This is a genomic window from Arthrobacter sp. LAR12-1-1.1 (assembly GCF_040676555.1).
Taxonomy (GTDB): Bacteria; Actinomycetota; Actinomycetes; order Actinomycetales; family Micrococcaceae; genus Arthrobacter.
In genome coordinates this window covers 1-17,578 of the sequence record NZ_JBEGIG010000002.1, presented here as the reverse complement: position 1 = coordinate 17,578, position 17,578 = coordinate 1, and the positions used below count along the sequence as shown (strand labels likewise).

The following is a 17,578-nucleotide window of genomic DNA, read 5'->3' as shown; positions in this document are numbered from 1 at the left end:
AGGAACAAAGGAGTTTCAGCATGGCTGAACAGGACATCAAAAAGGGCCTCGCCGGCGTCGTGGTTGACTACACCGCGGTCTCCAAGGTCAACCCGGACACCAACTCGCTGCTGTACCGCGGCTACCCCGTGCAGGAGCTGGCCGCCAAGTGCAGCTTCGAGGAGGTCGCCTACCTTTTGTGGAACGGCGAGCTGCCCACCACGGACCAGTTGGCGGAGTTCACTGCCAGGGAACGTGCCGGCCGCGCCCTGGATCCGGTTGTCAAACAGGTGATCGACGCGCTGCCCACCACCGCGCACCCCATGGATGTATGCCGGACCGCCACGTCGGTCATCGGCGCCCGGCACCCCTTGGCGGAGGATTCCTCGCGCGAGGCCAACCTGGCCAAGGCCGTTGACCTGTTCGCCGCGATGCCCGCCGTCGTGGCCTACGACCAGCGCCGCCGTCACGGCCAGGACCTCGTGGAGCCCCGCGAGGATCTGGGCTACGACGCCAACTTCCTCTGGATGACCTTCGGCGAGGAGGCCGTCCCCGAGGTAGTCGACGCTTTCAACGTCTCAATGATTTTGTACGCCGAGCACTCCTTCAATGCCTCCACCTTCACTGCCCGCGTGATCACCTCCACGCTCTCGGACCTGCACTCGGCCGTGACCGGGGCCATCGGCGCCCTCAAGGGCGCGCTGCACGGCGGCGCCAACGAGGCCGTCATGCACACCTTTGACGAGATCGGCATCAGGCCCGAGGAATCACTGGAGGACGCTCACGTCCGGGCCAAAGCCTGGATGGAAAACGCCCTGGCCCACAAGAAGAAGGTCATGGGCTTCGGCCACCGCGTCTACAAGCACGGCGACTCCCGCGTGCCCACCATGAAGTCCGCGCTGGACAAGATGATCGCCCATTATGGCCGGCCCGAGCTGCTGGGCCTCTACAACGGGCTCGAGACCGCGATGGACGAGGCGAAGGGGATCAAGCCGAACCTCGACTATCCGACCGGCCCCACGTACCACCTCATGGGCTTCGACACCGCCACCTTCACTCCCCTGTTCGTCGCCAGCCGCATCACCGGCTGGACGGCGCACATCATGGAGCAGCTGGATGCGAACTCCCTGATCCGTCCGTTGAGCGAGTACAACGGCGTCGAGGAGCGACACCTGGCGTAGCAGGGACTCCTGCAGAAAAAACGCGGGCAGAAAACACGGACCGGTCACCCCCCAAAGGTGGCCGGTCCGCGTTGTCTGCCCGCGTTTTTCTGCCTGCAGTCTTGTGCCCGCCGCGTTGTGCTAGGCAGCCTTGATTTTCAGCGAGGTGATCATCCGCTTCGCGTTCACGTACTCCGAGGTCTGCATGTAGGCCTTCGCCTCTTCCAGCGAGGGGAACGTCTTGGCGCCCTTACGGTTTCCGGTCTGCTCGGAACCACCGCTGTTGACCTGGACGGCGTCGGCAAAGTAATAGAAAGGCGACTCTGCCGGACCACTGACCACGTTGTAGAACATGCAGGACTTTCCGTCCTTGCCCGCTACTCTGCCCGCGATGCCGTACGAAGCGGTGACGCGGCCCGGTTCCTGGAGGGCGCGGAAGGCAAAGCGGGGCGTGATGGTGTCAGCCGCGGCAGTGTTGTACGGCAACGCCAGCTCCACCGAGTCCAGGACACTGTAGGGAACCGGGTTCTGGCGGCAGCCGCCGGGCCCGGCGCCGGACGGTCCGTAGTGGAGTGACGCCACCACCATGCCCGCGGCGTCCGACACGTCGACGTCGATGTTCGGCGCCGCGCCAAGGCCTGCCGGCGTTGCTAAAGTCCATCCCGCAGGATAGTCGAAGCTGACTTTCCCGTCGGTGCTCATGTAGGTCTGCCATTTGTCGGGCTCCGGCGCCGGCGCCGTGGATGTAGCGGCGGCCGACGACGACGGCGCCTGACTCGCCGTCGCAGACGCCGTAGCGGTGGGGGTAGCAGAGGCCGTCGCAGTGGTGCCCTGGCCGGCAGCCGGTGATCCCGCACTGGACGCACCGCAGGCTGTGGTGCCGAGCAACAGGGCCGTGGCTAGAGCCGCCACGGCAGCCTTCCAAGGCCCGAGTTCGCGGCTGGAAGTCTTCGCGGTTGAATGCGGCGCCGTTCCCTCGCGGCTGAAGGCAGCCTCTCCTGTGATGTTTTTCTTGGTTGAATCCATGTCGTTCCCCATTGTGCTGTTGGTGCTTCGAGTTGTGTGTGCGCGTGGTTGCCCGCAGGCTACCGGCCGGCTGGCGCATTGCTTGTCAAACGGAAGGCCCCCGCTGATCGTCCGTGAAGTTGTCCTGGTTGATAGTTCTAGTTGGTCTTCGTGACGATGAGCGAGGTGATGACCGCCTTGAGGTCCCTGTAGGCCTGGGTCCTGGTGAAAGCCACGGCCTCATCCATCGTCTGGAAGTTATAGAGGCCCCAAGTGGGTCCGCCAAGCGGACGACGATCCGTGAAGCTGTATGCCTTCAATGCGCCAGGTCCCCCCACGGCGAAATCAAGGACGCAGCCGATTCCGTCTTGTCCGGCAATGCGGTTGGAGATTCCTATCCCCGCTTGGACGGGTCCGCCGTCATTTGCCGCTGACGTCATGGCGACGAAGACGAACCGAGGCGTCCCTTCTGCCGGCGCTGCGGCATCGAACGGCAATCCCGGCATGGGCTGGCCGTCCAGGACCTTGTAGGGGGCGTTGTTGAGACAGTGGCCGGTCCTCCAGTCATCGGTGTCGCCGACGGCCAGTTGTGCCACGACCTTTCCGGTGGCGTCTTTGAGGGAAGTCCCCGGACCGTTTGACAGGGCGAGACTCTCGGATGAATCGGCCAGGCGCCACGCCGCCGGATAGTTGAAGGCCAAACTGTAGCCCGGGACCCCGTAGTTGTACGTCTTGATCCCCCGGGCGGCCAGGCTTCCCGGTTCAGGTGCTCCGACGAGCGCTCTGCGAAGTCCAACGGGGATGCCCTTGTCCACGAATTCTTTGTCCATGGCCTGTTCCGCAGTCAGTCCGTCGTTGTTGAGGTTCGCTTCGCGCCAGCTGGAAATGCTGGACGAAGGGTCCGTGTCGTCGAAAACGTAAGTGCCATTGACCAACTTCGCGATCCAGAACCTATCACCGGGAGATGCTTCGGGGGCGTCATTTGCCGCGGCGGCAATCATTCCCATTCGTCCCTCCGAACAGCCGACGAGCTCAATAACAGGCAGCACTTTCGGAAACATCCTCCAGTTGCTGGTGAGATTTTCCTTGGTGCATTCCCCATTGCCAACAGCCGCCTTCGGCGTCGACGTTGCGGACGCTGAAGGCGTCGCTGTGGGGGTGGCCGTGGCCGACGGAGTCGGAGTTGGCGCTGGCGTCGCAGTGCTGGTAGCTGTCCCGAGGCCGGCCACGGTGCCCGCCGGCTCCGGGGCCGTGGTGAGGGAACCCAGGTTGGTGGCGACCAGGACGCCGGCGGTGACGGCCGCCGCTGCCAGGGTCAGCACACCGGCCAGCCTGGCCCGCCGGTGCTTCCGGTCCGCCAGGGAGACGACATTGCGCGGCAGGCGATCGCTAAACTCGCCGGATTCGGCGAGCATCCGGCGCAGTGCTGCCTCGCCGTCGGGCACGGACGGATCGTTGTGCACGGGGTCCGTCGCGGAAATCATGTTCTTGATCGGATCCATCTCAGGCACCCATCTTCTGTGTCATCGTGTCAGCACTGACCGGCATTTGCTTGCGAAAAGCGGCCCGGGCCCGGTGCAGCCGGACCTTGGCGGCGGACTCGCTGCAGTGCAGAACGCCCGCGATGTCAGCGATACTCAATTCATCCCAGTAGGCGAGCTGGAGAATGTCCCGGTCCTTCTCCCGCAAACCGGCCAGGGCGTCCTGGACCGCCACGTTGTCCGAGCCGTCACCGAACCGGACAACGGCCGCGGAGCGCAGCTTGTCCTGCAGCGCCTGCTGCCGGTCCCGGCTACGGTACGCGTTCCCGATCAGGTTGCGGGCCACCGTCAGAAGCCACGCTGTATCCGTCCGCGGTGCGTCATCCCATTTCTGCCACACCACCCGGAAAACATCGGCGGCGAGTTCCTCCGCCAGCTCGGCTGATTCAACCCGCCGCCGCACAAATTTGTAGACCAGTGGGTAACTGTCTTTGTGAATGGCGATAAATGCCAATTCGCGCTCCGAAAGCACGCATCCCCCAAGTATGTTGTGTCCGAAACTGCTGGATAACTGTATTGTTTCCGGCCGCCGGCCCGGGGTTACACGCCCCGCAAAGAATATTCCGCGGAGGCCACGGTCTCGTTGTCGTCGTTCAGGGTGATGACGGCTTCCACAGTGCCTTCCCCCAATGCCAGCGGCAGCCAGTGCTCGGCATCCTGCCACATGCGCGCCAACGGCAGGGACGCGACCTGGAACCATTCCGGGATCATTTCCTGGCTTTCGACGGGTTCGCCACTCCAGCGGCGCGTGGTGAAAAGGCTGGTGGACATGTTCCATTCCGGCCGTGCGGGAAAGACGAATTCGATCAGCCCGGCAACGCGGAGGTCGTCCTCTATGACCACGATTCCGGCTTCCTCAAAGACTTCGCGGCAGGCAGCCTCGGCGTCGGACTCCCCCGGTTCCACGTGCCCGCCGAGCCCCACGATCTTTCCGACACCGAACCCGGTCTTCTTCGTACCGAGGAGGACCTGCGTGCCGGCAGCTCCGTCGCGTAGCAGGAAGCACAGAGTGACAGCTGTCGAGTTCATGAATCCACCCTAGCGCCAGCCCCCGGGGCCGTCGGTGCCCGGCCGCAGGCGTGCCGCGGCGCGGATTTAACCCAGGGCGCGCGGATGCGCTGCGGCGTAGATCTCCCGCAGCGTATCGGCCGTCACCTGCGTGTAGACCTGCGTGGTGGTCACCGAGGCGTGCCCCAGCAGTTCCTGGACCACCCGGACATCGGCGCCACCCTCAAGCAGGTGGGTGGCGAAGGAGTGCCGCAGGGTGTGCGGCGAAACGTCTTTGGTGATGTTGGCCTTGTCCGCGGCCGCCTTCAAAATGGTCCAGGCGCTTTGCCGGCTGATCCTGCCGCCGCGGGCGTTGAGGAACAAGGCAGGGGTGCCCTTGCCCTTGGCGGCCAGCAGGGGCCGGCCGCGGACAAGGTAGGCGTCGAGGGCGCGAGCTCCGTAGGATCCGAGCGGCACGAGGCGTTCCTTTGAGCCCTTGCCGAACAGCCTGACTATCGCCGGGCCGTCGCCTTCGCCGGCCTGTTCGGGCGTGTGCAGGGAGATGTCGTCCACATCCAGGCCCACGGCTTCGCTGATGCGGGCACCGGTGGAATAGAGGAACTCGAGCAGCGCGCGGTCGCGCAGGCCGGTGGCCGTATCCGTGCCGGCCGCCTCCAGGATCCGGGTGACCTCGTCGACGCTGATTGCCTTGGGCAGCCGTTTACCGGGCATGGGCGGGTGGACGTCACTGGCCGGATCGGTGGGAGTGATGCCTTCGAGTGCCCAGAATTTGTGGAGTCCGCGGACGGCCACCACCGTCCGGGCTGCCGAGCGGATGCCCAGGGCGGAGCCGCCGTCGGACCCGTCGGAGAGGGCCTGGACGAAGCCGGTGACGTCGTGCCGGGTGATCTCGGCGGGGCGTTCCCGGCCTGTGCTGGCGAGGTGCCTGGCGTACCGGGCCAGGTCCCGCCGGTAGGCGGAGAGGGTGTTGGCCGCGAGCCCCCGTTCCACGCCCATGTGCTGCAGATAGTCAGTTATGGCGCGGTCGATCGCTGTGAGCGGCCGGATAGGCGGGCGTTCGGGAGCGGCTGCCTCCGCCGGCGCGGGGGCCTGAAGTTGCGCGGGGGCCGGAGGCTCGGCAATCAGCGCATCGGTCATTGGCGCTGGCTGGGATGGGCGGGCCAGGGCGCGTCGGCCGGGCGGAGGCTCTCGAAGTTGTCGGCGCGGGCGGCGGCAGCGGCCAGCACGCCGACGACAGCGGACGGGTTGTGCAGGCGGCCGTCAAGCACCGCCTGCACAGCCTCGTCCAGCGGGGTCCAGTGCAGTTCGATTTCGGCTTCCTCGTCGGTGCGGACGTGCCGCTCATGTCCCGGCACCTCGCTCAGCCCGCGGGCCAGGTAGATGCGGATGGCTTCGCTGGAGGATCCCGGGGAGTTGAAGAAGTCCGCCAGCACGTTCCAGCGCTCCGCCACGAGGTCTGCTTCCTCAGCCAGTTCGCGGGCGGCGCCGATGACGAAGTCCTCCCCTTCGACGTCCAGCAGCCCGGCGGGGATCTCCCAGAGGTCCATGCCGACGGGGTGCCGGTACTGCCGGAGCAGCAGCACGTCGCCGGCGTCGTTCATGGGAAGTATGGCCACCGCGCCGGGATGGTCGATGTAGTCCCGGACCAGGGTGTCGCCGTCGTCGTTGAGCTGGAAACTGTCGCTGACAACGTCCCAGATCCTGCCTTCGTAAACCTTCCGGGACGACAAAAGACGGCGCGGGCTCGGCTCATCCGAAACCTGCCGTGCAGCATTGGGGGTCTCAGACAAACCGGGCATCGCGCCGTCCTTTGATTCAGTTGGAAATTACTTGGACACTGCTGCCGACGAGGGCTTGGGCGCAGCAGCCGGGGCATCGGCCTTTGCACTGGCCGCAGGCACGCCGTTGGCGGCCCGCTGGTGCTCAAGGGCAGCTTCGATCAGGCCCGCGAACAGGGGGTGCGGGCGCGTGGGCCGCGAGCTGAGCTCGGGGTGCGCCTGCGTGGCCACGTAGTACGGGTGCACGTCGCGGGGAAGTTCCACGAACTCGACCAGCTTGCCATCGGGCGACGTTCCAGAGAACGACAGGCCCTTGGCGGCAATCTGATCGCGGTACTTGTTGTTGACCTCGTAGCGGTGGCGGTGCCGTTCGCTGACCTTTGTGGTGCCGTAGGTCTCGGCGACGACGGAGCCTTCGTCAAGCTTGGCTTCGTACAGGCCCAGGCGCATGGTGCCGCCGAGGTCGCCCTTGCCGTCGACGATGTCCAGCTGCTCTTCCATCGTGGCGATGACGGGGTACTTGGAATCCGGCTCGAACTCGGACGAGGACGCTCCCTCGAGGCCGACCACGTTGCGGGCGTACTCGATCACCATGCACTGCAGGCCCAGGCACAGGCCCAGGACCGGGAGCTTGGTTTCGCGGGCGTACTTCAGGGCGCCGAGCTTGCCTTCGAGGCCGCGGATGCCGAAGCCGCCCGGAACGCAGATGGCGTCGACGCCGTTCAGGGACTGCACGGCACCCTCGCGGGTTTCGCATTCGTCCGAGGGGACCCAGCGGATCTTGACCTTGGTGTCGTTGGCGAAGCCGCCGGCCCGCAGGGCCTCCGTAACGGACAGGTAGGCGTCCGGCAGGTCGATGTACTTGCCCACGAGCGCGACCTCTACCTCGTGCTTCGGGTTGTGGACGGCGTCGAGCAGCTTGTCCCAGCTGGTCCAGTCCACATCCTTGAACGGCAGGTCCAGGGCGCGGACGATGTACGAATCCAGGCCCTGGGAGTGAAGGGTCTTCGGGATGTCGTAGATGCTCGGTGCGTCCGGGCAGCCGATCACGGCGTCGATGTCAACGTCGCACATGCGGCCGATCTTGTCGCGCATCGGCTGCGGGACTTCGCGGTCCGAACGGATCACGATTGCCTCCGGCTGGATGCCGATGGAGCGCAGCGCGGCAACAGAGTGCTGCGTCGGCTTGGTCTTCAGCTCCTGCGACGGGCCGATGTACGGCACGAGGGACACGTGGAGGAAGAAGACATTTCCGCGGCCGATGTCCTGGCGGACCTGTCGTGCGGACTCCAGGAACGGCTGGGACTCAATGTCGCCCACCGTGCCGCCGATTTCGGTGATGATGACGTCCGGTGCGTTCTTGCCCTCGGCGGGAAGCCGCATGCGCCGCTTGATCTCATCGGTGATGTGCGGGATGACCTGGACGGTGTCGCCGAGGTATTCGCCGCGGCGTTCCTTGGCGATGACGGTCGAGTAGACCTGGCCGGTTGTGACGTTGGCCGATCCTTCGAGGTTTTCATCGAGGAAGCGCTCATAGTGGCCGATGTCCAGGTCCGTTTCGGCGCCGTCGTCAGTGACGAAGACTTCGCCGTGCTGGAAGGGGTTCATCGTGCCCGGATCCACGTTCAGATAGGGATCGAGCTTTTGCATTGTTACAGACAGACCACGTGCCCGCAGGAGGTGGCCGAGGCTCGAAGCCGTCAGTCCCTTACCGAGCGAGGACGCTACACCACCGGTGACGAAGATGTGTTTGGTCGTCTTGGACGAGCCCGGAAACCGGGAATTTACACGAGAGTTTGATCGCTGCACCACGGGGTTTGAGCTTATCATCAATTCGGCCTTCCACGGGCTCCTTGGCGGGATCCCAATGTGATTGTTGTCCTAGCAGCGGTCCCGGCGGGAATCCTTGCGGAGGTCCCCGGCGGCCCGCCTAGATTTGCGGCAGGAGTTTGGCGTCGTCCAGCAGCTCCTGGGCGTGGGCCTGCGCTGATTCCGAGTCCTCCTGGCCTGCCAGCATGCGGGCCAGCTCGCGGACGCGTTCGGCCTCGTCCAGCAGCTGCACGTCGCTGGAGGTGAAGCCCGTGGCCGTAGCGCCGTCAGCGCCCCGCACGGAGGTCTTGGTGACCCTGATGTGCTGGTTCGCGAACGCGGCCACCTGCGGCAGGTGGGTCACCACGAGGACCTGGACGTGCTGGGCCAGCATCGCCAGCCGGCGCCCGATCTCGACGGCGGCACGGCCGCCCACGCCGGCGTCGACCTCGTCGAAGACGAATGTCGGGACGGGATCGACGGCGGCCAGCACCACTTCGATGGCGAGCATGACTCGGGAGAGTTCACCGCCCGAGGCGCCCTTGCCCAGCGGCCGGGCCGGCGCGCCGGAGTGCGGCTGCAGCAGGAACGAGATTTCATCGGCCCCGAACGGTCCCAGCTGGCCCGCGGATTCCACGTTGATCACCAGGGTGGCGTCTGCCATGGCCAGCGCGGTCAGCTCTGCACTGACCCGTGCGGAGAGATCCTTGGCGGCCTTCGTGCGCGCTTTGCTGATCGCGGCGGCCTTCTTCCGGAGCTCGGCTTCGGCCCGGGCAACCTCGGCGTCCAGCGATTCGATCCGGGTGGAGTCGTCCTGCAGTTCCTCGTGCCGGGCGCGGGCGGCCTCGGCCCAGACCAACACCTCGTCGATGCTCGGCGCGTACTTGCGCACCAGCTTGGCCAGCGCGGCCCGGCGGTCCTCGATCTCGGCGAGCCGTTCCGGGCCCTCCGTGTCCAGGGCGGCCTGGTAGCTGGCGAGTTCCGCGGCGATGTCGTTGAGCAGGAAGCCGACCTCGGCCAGGCGCGCCGCGGCGGACCCCAGCTCCTCGTCGTGTTCGGCAACGTGCTCCAGGGTGCGCTTGGCGGCATCCACCAGGGTGGTGGCGTCGGCTTCTTCGCCGAAGTCCTCCGCGATGAGCGCCTGGTGGGCGGTGCTGGCTGCGATCCGCAGTTCCTCGACGTTGGCCAGTTTCACGGCCTCGGCCTTGAGGGCATCGTCCTCCGCAGGCTGCGGGTCCACGGCGTCGATCTCGGCCAGGGCAGCCTGCAGCGACTCGGCCTCGCGGAGGCGTTCACGGGCGGCGCTGCGCAGGGCGTCCAGCTCGCCCTGGCTGGCGTGCCAGTGGGTGTAGAGGTCCTGGTAGGCGGCAAGCGTCCCCGCGAGGCTCTCGCCCGCGAATTTGTCCAGGGCGCCGCGTTGCGCCACCGGGCTCTTGAGCCGGATCTGGTCCGACTGCCCGTGCACCACCACGAGGGTTTCGCCGATTTCGGCCAGCACCCCGACCGGCGCGGCGCGTCCGCCCAGGTAGGCACGGCTGCGGCCGTCGGCTCCGACACTGCGGGCAAGCAGCAGTTCCACGCCGCCGTCGAACTCCTCAACCTCCGCGCCGGCCTCGCGGGACCGCGCGACGGCGGCGTGGCCGGCGTCGAGCTTCAACACCGCTTCCGCGGAAGCGCTCTTCGCACCGCTGCGGACGGCACCGGCGTCGGACCTGGCACCGAGAAGCAGGCCGACGGCGGTGACAACCATGGTCTTGCCGGCACCGGTTTCACCGGTCACCACGCTCAGGCCCGGGCCCAGCGGCAGGATGGCGTCGGTGATGACGCCGAGATCGCGGATACGCAGTTCTTCAAGCATGGTTCACTTCGCAGTCGAGGGATCGGGGGTGTCACCGGGATCCGTGTGGCCCGGCAAGGGCAGCGGCGGCATGGGACGGGGCGTGCGAATTATCGGGATGGGTCCGGTGTGGATGACCTCGGCCTGCGGCATGGGTCCGCGCCAGCCCTGGATCGGGAGCTCGAATTTGCGCACCAGCCTGCCGGAGAAGGGGGTCTGGTGCGTCCTGGCCAGCCGCACGGGCGTCGCGGAGCGGGTCACTTCGACGCGCGCGCCGGGCGGCAGATCCACCGAGCGGCGGCCGTCACACCAGAGGACGCCCTGGGCATCGGTCCGGTTCAGAATCTCGACCGCAAGCCTGGACCGGGGCGAGACCACGAGCGGCTTCGCGAAGAGGGCATGGGCACTGATCGGCACGATCAGCAGGGCCTCGACCTCGGGCCACACCACAGGACCGCCGGCGGAAAACGCGTAGGCCGTGGAGCCTGTGGGCGTGGCCAGGACTACGCCGTCGCAACCGAATGAGGTCAGGGGGCGTTCATCGACTTCCGTGACCACCTCCAGCATCCGTTCCCGGTTGCCCTTTTCGATCGCGGCCTCGTTGAGTGCCCACGTGTGCCAGATCTTCTGACCGCGGACCCAGACCTGGACGTCGATCGTCATGCGCTCCTCCACCGTGTAGTCACGGCTGGCGATCCACTCGACGGTCTGGGCGAGGTCGGCCCGCTCGCTCTCGGCCAGGAACCCCACGTGGCCGAGGTTGACCCCGAGCAGCGGCACGTCGACTTCACGGACGAGCTCGGCAGCGCGGAGGATGGTGCCGTCCCCGCCCAGCACCATGACGAGTTCTACCTCGGGCAGCTTCACGTGGTCGTGAAGGACCTCGACGGGGTGGTCGAGCCGGCCGAAGAAGCGGACCATGTCCCCGAGCTCGTTCTCCTGCAGCACAGGGACCAGCCCCGATTCATGCAACAGGGCGCACGCTTCCCAGGCAGCCTTGAGGGACTCCTCGCGCCCTGTGTGGGCAAGGATGAGGACACGCCTGCTCATCGGGTTCCGCCTTCTGGTGGTACTAGTGGTTCGGCCAGATTGTTCCGAGCAACGCAGCAACGGCTGCGTCCCGCTCCTCGATCTTAGGCGGGACTTCCGACATCGCGCGTTTTATCCACAGGAAGTATTCGACATTGCCGTCCTGGCCCGGCAGCGGGCTTTGGGCCAGGCCGGACAAGACCAGGCCCGCATCCACGGCGGCGGCAGCCACCTTGCCCACGGCGAGCCGGCGTTCCCGTTCCGAGGTGACCACGCCGGTCCGGCCCAGCCGGTCCTTGCCGATCTCGAATTGTGGTTTGACCATGAGGACGAGGTCGCCGCCGGGCTCGGTGCAGGCCGCCAGCGGCGCCACCACGAGTGTCAGCGAGATGAAGGACAGATCCGCCACCGTCAACGCAGACTGGCCGCCGATTTCCCCGGGCGTCATGTACCGCACGTTGAGGCCTTCGTGCACGGCAACGCGGGAGTCATTCCGGATTTCCGGCACCATTTGGCCGTGCCCTACGTCCACGGCCACCACGTGGGCGGCTCCGCGCCGAAGCAGCACATCCGTGAACCCGCCGGTCGAGGCACCGGCGTCGAGGCACCGTTTGCCCGCGACGTCGACGGCGGGAAAGGCATCCAGCGCCCCGGCCAGCTTGTGCCCGGCGCGGCTGACGTAGCCGTCCTCAGCGGAGGCCATGACATCCAGCGCGGCATCGTCCGGGACCTGCAGTGACGCCTTGGCGAGGACCTCGCCTCCGGAGCTCACCTTGCCCTCGGAAATCAGCCGGGCGGCATGCGTCCGGGACCTGGCGAGCCCCCGGCTGACGAGCGCCTGGTCTAGCCGACTCACGATCCCCCGTCCCCCGCGGCATGGATACGGCGCGCCACGCCGGCGTGGGAAGCCACGTCTTCGTTCAGGGCCTCCAGCAGGGCATCATGCATGTCGGCATAGACTTCCCCGTGCCCGGAAACGGGCGTTTGCCGCACGGCCGCAAGCCGGTCCAGCACAGCGCTGACGGCCGCGTCCTGGACGTGTGCCTGCTGTTCTGGTGCCTGCTGTTCTGATGCCGCGTCCCCGGACGGTTCCGCCGGGAGCTGCCGCGAAGGCAGATCCGGCCACGCGACGTCGGCCGCGGGGCTAGGCGCCTCCGCCTCCGCCACAGCTGGCAGCTGGATTGGGGCCTGGTTTAGCTGCTGGTTCGGCTCGGTCATGTCTCCAGCCTAGTGATCGAGCCACTCGAGGGCCGGAGCCAGTGCGCTGGTGGTCTCGGGGTTCGCTGCCCACCAGGCCGAGCAGGCGGCACGCCATGAATCGAGGTCGGCGGGGTCCCCGCTGATGTGGACGGACTGGCCCCGTACGATCGCCGAGGCCGTGCCGCTGCGGAACCGCCCGGCGTCGTGCTCCACGGCCGGGTATGGCGCGTACAGGCCGGTCAGGTCATTGATGAGGAAATCGGGGCGTTCCATGGACTTCGCGGCGAGGATTGATTCCCTGGTGTCCACGCCTGTCAGCACAGCCACCGTGGCGAAGCCGGCGTTGTTGCCGCCGAGGATGTCGGTGTCCAGTCGGTCACCGACGACGAGCGGCCGGTCCGCGGCCAGCCGCTTGGCGGCGGTGTGGAACAGCGGCGCCTCGGGTTTGCCCGCCACGATCGGGCTCTTGCCGGTCGCGGCGGCCACGGCTGCCACGAGCGTCCCGTTACCGGGGGCAATTCCGCGCGCCTGAGGTATGGACCAGTCAGTGTTGGTCGCCACCCAGAGGGCGCCGCCGGCGACGACGTACGACGCCTCGGCGAGGTCCTTCCATCCGATGTCCGGGCTAAAGCCCTGCACGACGGCGACGGGGTCATCCTCCGCGCCGCGGACGGGAACCAGACCGACCAGCTCAATTTCCTGGGCCAGTGCGGCACTGCCCGTGATCAGCACGTGGGCCCCGGCCGGCAGCAGCGAGGCCAGCAGCGCTGCCGCCGCCTGCGAGGAACTCACCACTTGGTGGTCCTCGGCGGGGGCGCCGAGATCGCGAAGGTGTTGCGCTACCTGCGCCGGAGAACGGGATGCGTTGTTGGTGACGTAGCCCAGGCCGACGCCTACACCGGCGAGCCGGCGCAGCGACTCGACGGCCCCGGGGATGGCATGGGGGCCGGCATAGACAACGCCGTCGAGGTCGGCGAGCAGGGCATCAAAGGTGGAGATCAGCGCAGTATCCGTCATGCGGTTAGTCCTCCACACGTTCACGCTGGGCAGGCTCTGAGTCGTCGACGAGTTCCTGATCCGCTTCAGCGTTCCGTTCCCCGTCGGCGTCATCTTCAGCTTCGGTGTCGGCTTCGGTGTCGGCTTCGGTGTCGGCTTCATCGAGCACGTCGGCTTCGACCGAATCCTGGTCGGACTCGGCGTCGTCGGACTCGAAGTAGTCGGCTTCGGCGTCGTCGCTGCTGTCGTCAATGGCATTGTCGTCGATGGAACTGTTGTCGCTCGCGCTGCCGTCGATCGCGTTCAGGCCGGCCGCTCCGGCTGCGGTGCCGGTGGCTTCTGCCGCGACAGCAGCGCCGGCGGCACGCGGCGCGCGCTCTTCGGTTCCGCCGTGCATGTCGGCATTCTCCTGCTCGCGGAGCCTGCGCTGCCGGTTCTCCTCGCGGGCCTCTTCTTCCTCGTCCCAGCCGAGATCGATGATGTCAGGGTCTTCGTCAGCCCCGAGTCCGAGTGCGTTTTCGGCCACGACGGCCTGCCGCTGCCACTTGTCGGCCTCGGCAGCGCGGCCGGCAGCCGTCAGTGCGTCAGCGTAGGCGCGGAACAGTCGCGGGCTGTAGGAAAAGGCGCGGTTGATGTCCAGCAGCGGAATTTCCAGTTCGGAAACCGCGGCGTCGAACTGCCCGAGGTCCGTGCGGGCCCCGGCTGCCACGATAGCCAGCTCCACCTTGCCGGGGGCGTCCAGATCCTTGGCTTCGTCGGACCGGGCCATGTCCAGGGCGCGGTCCGGGCGGCCAAGGCCCCGCTCGCAGTCGGCCATGACCGGCAGGTGCATGTTGGAGCCGCTGATCCGTCGGTAGGTGCGGAATTCCCGGAGGGCTTCACCATAGTGGCCGGCCGCATAGGCGGTCAGGCCGACAGCTTCGCGGACGGACGCAAGGCGTCCGCCGCGGCGGCTGGCTGCCAGGGCATGCTGGAAGGCAAGCTCAGGTTCTTCGTCCAGAAGCCGTCCCGCCATGACGAGGTGGCGGGCCACCCATTCGGCGCTGGTGCCTTCGAGGGTCTTGATCTGGTGCTGGGTGGCACGGTCAAGTTCCTTGCCCGTGACGTCCTCGTCGATCTGGGGTGAACGTTCCCGGTCGGGACGGTTGGCGCTGCGGAGATCGCGGGCATTGGGCACGCGTACCGGACGGTCTTCCGGACGGTCCCGCCCGTACTGGCGCGGGCCTGAGTCGCCACGGTCGAAGCTCCGTGCCGGACGGTCCTCGCGGTTGCCGAACGGCTTGCGGTTGTCGCCGCTGCCATAAGGCTTGCGGTCACGGTCACGGTCGCCGCCGCCGAAGCTGCGCTGTCCCCCGCCTTCACGCGGAGCACGATCACCATACGGCTTGCGGTCACGATCGCCACCGCCGCTATACGGCTTTCGGTCGCCATAGGTCGGGCGGCTATCGCCACCAAAGCTGCGCTGTCCCCCACCCTCATGCGGAGCACGATCACCATACGGCTTGCGGTCACGATCTCCACCGCCGCTATACGGCTTACGGTCGCCATAGGACGGGCGGCTATCGCCACCGCTGTACGGCTTGCGGTCGCCATAGGTCGGGCGGCTATCGCCGCCGAAGCTGCGCTGTCCCCCGCCTTCACGCGGAGCACGATCGCCGTACGGCTTGCGGTCACGATCGCCACCGCCGCTATACGGCTTACGGTCACCATAGGACGGGCGGCTATCGCCACCAAAGCTGCGCTGTCCCCCACCCTCACGCGGAACACGATCACCATACGGCTTACGCTCACCGCCGGAATACGGCTTACGTTCGCTACCGCCGAACCCACGCTGATCCCCGCCCTCACGCGGAGTCCGCTCACCATACGGCTTACGGTCGCCATAGGACGGGCGGCTATCGCCACCGAAGCTGCGCTGTCCCCCACCCTCACGCGGAACACGATCACCATACGGCTTACGCTCACCGCCGGAATACGGCTTACGTTCACTACCGCCGAACCCACGCTGATCCCCGCCCTCACGCGGAGCACGCTCACCATACGGCTTACGGTCACGGTCTTCCCTGGAACGGAACCCGCGAGGATCGCCGCCCGAGTTGCTCGTGCCGCGGAAAGGGGCTCCACCGGAACTGCGTCCGCCAGAGTTGTCGTGGGCCTTGCCGCCACGGTTGCCATCATTGTGCTCAGCCATGCTGGAATCCTCCTGTTGCGAGCTGACCACTGGCGCAATCGCAGCCGCTCTGTTCCGTGTTTCGTCTCCTACGCAACCCGAAATCAAGCGCTTCGAAGTCCGTACATCTCCCCCAATTCTAGGCGAGCAACCCGCCACCGGCTAACGGCAACCCCCAAGAGGGCACGTCGGTGGCGAGGCTCACAACGCCTCAGCAGCAGGGGCTCATGGGGCCGTTCAGGAACCAGGCTGAACGAGGCTCCCCCGGGATGGTGCGGGACGTGAGGGAACATGTCCAACTAGGTAGCAGCCGGGGGTAGAAAGGTAGCTAAATGGCTCTTCCTACCTGAGGTGGGGATGGGACAGTCCGCCGCCGATGAGCAGCATGCGTAGTCGGTAGTGCTTCCGGTTGCGGAAGCCGCGGGCAACGCGGCGGTGGAGTTCGATGAGGCCGTTGATCGCTTCGGTGCCGCCGGACCGGTCGACTGGGGCGACCTCGCTGGTGGCGCAGGCTACTTCGACCAGGCCCACTTCGGCCACGAGTTCCGGGCGTTCACCGGGCTCATGCCGACCCGGTACGTCGAAGTCTGGCGGCGATTCCTGCGCGAACATCCCGGCCACGCGCTGGACGGCTGGCCGCTGCCGGCCGACTAATTTCCTACTAGAGCGACAGCTCACGACACGCTAATGTGGGGGCACCCCAAAGCAGAGGAGAGCCCCGTGGGCAAGGTGGTCATGTACAGCTCGGTGTCGGTGGACGGCTTCGTCGCGGACGAGAATGACCAGCCCGGACTGCTGTTCGACTGGTTGTCCAACGGTGACGTCCCGTTGGACGAGAGCGGCGAGGTGAAGGTGTCTCAGACGTCCTACGACTACACCCGGCCGTACTGGGACCAGATCGGGGCGACAATCGTCGGCCGCCACGTCTTCGACATGACGGACGGCTGGGACGGGAAGCCTCCGAGCGGGATCGACCACGTGGTCGTCGTGACGCACCGGCCGCAGCCCGAGGGCTGGGACCCCGAGGCGCCGTTTCACTTCGTCGACGGCGTCGAGGCAGCCATGGCCAAGGCGCAAGAGCTTGCGGGTGACCGCATCGTCGAGGTCGCCGCTGGTGACGTCGGTGGCCAGATGCTTGCCGCGGGCCTGGTCGACGAGGTGCGCATGGACGTCGTACCCATCGTGTTCGGGTCCGGCAAGCGCTACTTCGGGTCGGTCCACGCACAGCACCTGTTGGAGGATCCCGACGTGGTGATTCAGGGCAACCGGGTGCTTCACCTGCGCTATCGGGTGCGCCGTTGACCGATCTGAGCGGGTACGCGAAGAAGTCCACTGCGAACGGTGACACAAGATCGGGCCTCCGGCTGCGGTTGCGCGTCGCTGCCCCGGGACCGACGCGCCAGCCAACATCCAGCCAGCGGTTACACCCTCAACTGTGAAGAGCCCGGGTCGGTCAGCGCAGGCGTTCCCGCTGCGCTGAGCGAGGTGATCACGCTGGGCCGAACGCTGAAGAAGCGCGCCGTCGACGTGCTGGCCTACTTCGACCGACCCGGCACCAGCAACGGCCCAACCGAGGCGATCAACGGACGACTCGAACACCTCCGCGGCTCCGCCCTCGGGTTCCGCAACCTCACCAACTACATCGCCAGATCGCTACTCGAGACCGGCGGCTTCAGGCCGCTGCTACATCCTGGATTGTGAAGAGCCCGGAAACCTAGGACCCTCCCTCACGTATCGCGGGACCTGTCCAGCCCCTCCCGCACGTCTTGGGTGTTCGACAGCGGCGCCGGGTCCCGGGTGCCTGCCGGCCCGTGCGGCAGCAGGCGAGGGAGCGTCCGGCAGGAGAAGCTGCAGGAAGACGTGAACGAGGCTCCCCCGGGATGGTGCGGGACGTGAGGGAGCAGGTCCAACTAGGTAGCAGCCGGGGTAGAAAGGTAGCTTAAATGCGGGAGGACCCCCGACCTGTGGTTGGGGGTCCTCGACCGTGAATGGTGTTCCGGCGGTGACCTACTCTCCCACACCCTCCCGGGTGCAGTACCATCGGCGCTGTGGGTCTTAGCTTCCGG

At 66.9% G+C, this 17,578-nt stretch carries 15 protein-coding genes, 1 rRNA gene and 2 pseudogenes; 3 read left to right on the top strand and 15 right to left on the bottom strand.

All coding sequences use genetic code 11. From position 1 onward, the window contains the following. Positions 1 to 20 precede the first annotated feature (20 nt). Entirely contained in the window at positions 21 to 1,160 is a 1,140-nt protein-coding gene (locus MRBLAR12_RS04125) for a bifunctional 2-methylcitrate synthase/citrate synthase (protein ID WP_229992521.1), read from the top strand. 120 nt (positions 1,161 to 1,280) lie between these two features. On the opposite strand, the gene MRBLAR12_RS04120 is transcribed toward MRBLAR12_RS04125, so the two are convergent. From MRBLAR12_RS04120 to MRBLAR12_RS04055, 14 genes and pseudogenes are all read right to left on the bottom strand, one after another. Then, on the bottom strand, positions 1,281 to 2,165 hold the full coding sequence (locus MRBLAR12_RS04120; protein WP_364743816.1) for a hypothetical protein: 885 nt from the start codon (positions 2,163 to 2,165) through the stop codon (positions 1,281 to 1,283). Between the two features lie 137 nt (positions 2,166 to 2,302). Further along, a complete protein-coding gene (locus tag MRBLAR12_RS04115) occupies positions 2,303 to 3,655 on the bottom strand; it encodes a hypothetical protein (protein ID WP_364743813.1) in 1,353 nt (450 codons plus the stop codon). Beyond that, on the bottom strand, positions 3,648 to 4,139 hold the full coding sequence (locus MRBLAR12_RS04110) for an RNA polymerase sigma factor (protein WP_229992518.1): 492 nt from the start codon (positions 4,137 to 4,139) through the stop codon (positions 3,648 to 3,650). The genes MRBLAR12_RS04115 and MRBLAR12_RS04110 overlap by 8 nt, the downstream gene beginning before the upstream one ends. Positions 4,140 to 4,225: 86 nt before the next feature. Then, positions 4,226 to 4,714 (bottom strand): 8-oxo-dGTP diphosphatase, encoded by a 489-nt coding sequence (locus tag MRBLAR12_RS04105; RefSeq protein ID WP_229992517.1) that lies wholly within the window; start codon positions 4,712 to 4,714, stop codon positions 4,226 to 4,228. A 66-nt stretch (positions 4,715 to 4,780) separates the two neighbouring features. Next, on the bottom strand, positions 4,781 to 5,830 hold the full coding sequence (gene xerD / locus MRBLAR12_RS04100; protein WP_364743809.1) for a site-specific tyrosine recombinase XerD: 1,050 nt from the start codon (positions 5,828 to 5,830) through the stop codon (positions 4,781 to 4,783). Next, positions 5,827 to 6,492 (bottom strand): NUDIX hydrolase, encoded by a 666-nt coding sequence (locus MRBLAR12_RS04095; protein WP_364743806.1) that lies wholly within the window; start codon positions 6,490 to 6,492, stop codon positions 5,827 to 5,829. Before MRBLAR12_RS04095 ends, xerD begins: the two co-directional genes overlap by 4 nt. 27 nt (positions 6,493 to 6,519) lie before the next feature. Then, on the bottom strand, positions 6,520 to 8,301 hold the full coding sequence (locus tag MRBLAR12_RS04090; RefSeq protein WP_364743803.1) for a CTP synthase: 1,782 nt from the start codon (positions 8,299 to 8,301) through the stop codon (positions 6,520 to 6,522). 100 nt (positions 8,302 to 8,401) lie between these two features. Further along, positions 8,402 to 10,138, bottom strand: coding sequence for a DNA repair protein RecN (gene recN / locus MRBLAR12_RS04085; protein ID WP_364743800.1), 1,737 nt, complete (start codon positions 10,136 to 10,138; stop codon positions 8,402 to 8,404). Positions 10,139 to 10,141: 3 nt separating this feature from the next. Further along, positions 10,142 to 11,167, bottom strand: coding sequence for an NAD kinase (locus MRBLAR12_RS04080; protein WP_229992513.1), 1,026 nt, complete (start codon positions 11,165 to 11,167; stop codon positions 10,142 to 10,144). A gap of 22 nt (positions 11,168 to 11,189) precedes the next feature. Beyond that, positions 11,190 to 12,002: a TlyA family RNA methyltransferase gene (locus MRBLAR12_RS04075; RefSeq protein WP_229992512.1), complete on the bottom strand. Its 813-nt coding sequence runs from the start codon at positions 12,000 to 12,002 to the stop codon at positions 11,190 to 11,192. Then, on the bottom strand, positions 11,999 to 12,364 hold the full coding sequence (locus tag MRBLAR12_RS04070) for a hypothetical protein (protein WP_364743795.1): 366 nt from the start codon (positions 12,362 to 12,364) through the stop codon (positions 11,999 to 12,001). The genes MRBLAR12_RS04075 and MRBLAR12_RS04070 overlap by 4 nt, the downstream gene beginning before the upstream one ends. Positions 12,365 to 12,373: 9 nt before the next feature. Continuing rightward, on the bottom strand, positions 12,374 to 13,363 hold the full coding sequence (locus MRBLAR12_RS04065; protein WP_229992509.1) for an HAD-IIA family hydrolase: 990 nt from the start codon (positions 13,361 to 13,363) through the stop codon (positions 12,374 to 12,376). Positions 13,364 to 13,367: 4 nt separating this feature from the next. Beyond that, on the bottom strand, positions 13,368 to 14,519 hold the full coding sequence (locus MRBLAR12_RS04060) for a hypothetical protein (protein WP_364743792.1): 1,152 nt from the start codon (positions 14,517 to 14,519) through the stop codon (positions 13,368 to 13,370). A gap of 1,335 nt (positions 14,520 to 15,854) precedes the next feature. Beyond that, positions 15,855 to 15,989 (bottom strand): annotated as a pseudogene (locus tag MRBLAR12_RS04055) (transposase); the annotation flags it as partial. Positions 15,990 to 16,232: 243 nt separating this feature from the next. Here MRBLAR12_RS04055 and MRBLAR12_RS04050 point away from each other — a divergent pair. Next, on the top strand, positions 16,233 to 16,814 hold the full coding sequence (locus MRBLAR12_RS04050; protein ID WP_229992575.1) for a dihydrofolate reductase family protein: 582 nt from the start codon (positions 16,233 to 16,235) through the stop codon (positions 16,812 to 16,814). A gap of 150 nt (positions 16,815 to 16,964) precedes the next feature. Continuing rightward, positions 16,965 to 17,213 (top strand): annotated as a pseudogene (locus tag MRBLAR12_RS04045) (transposase); the annotation flags it as partial. Between the two features lie 293 nt (positions 17,214 to 17,506). Here the strand turns inward: MRBLAR12_RS04045 and rrf are convergent. Then, a 5S ribosomal RNA gene (gene rrf / locus MRBLAR12_RS23810) occupies positions 17,507 to 17,578 on the bottom strand; the annotation flags it as partial.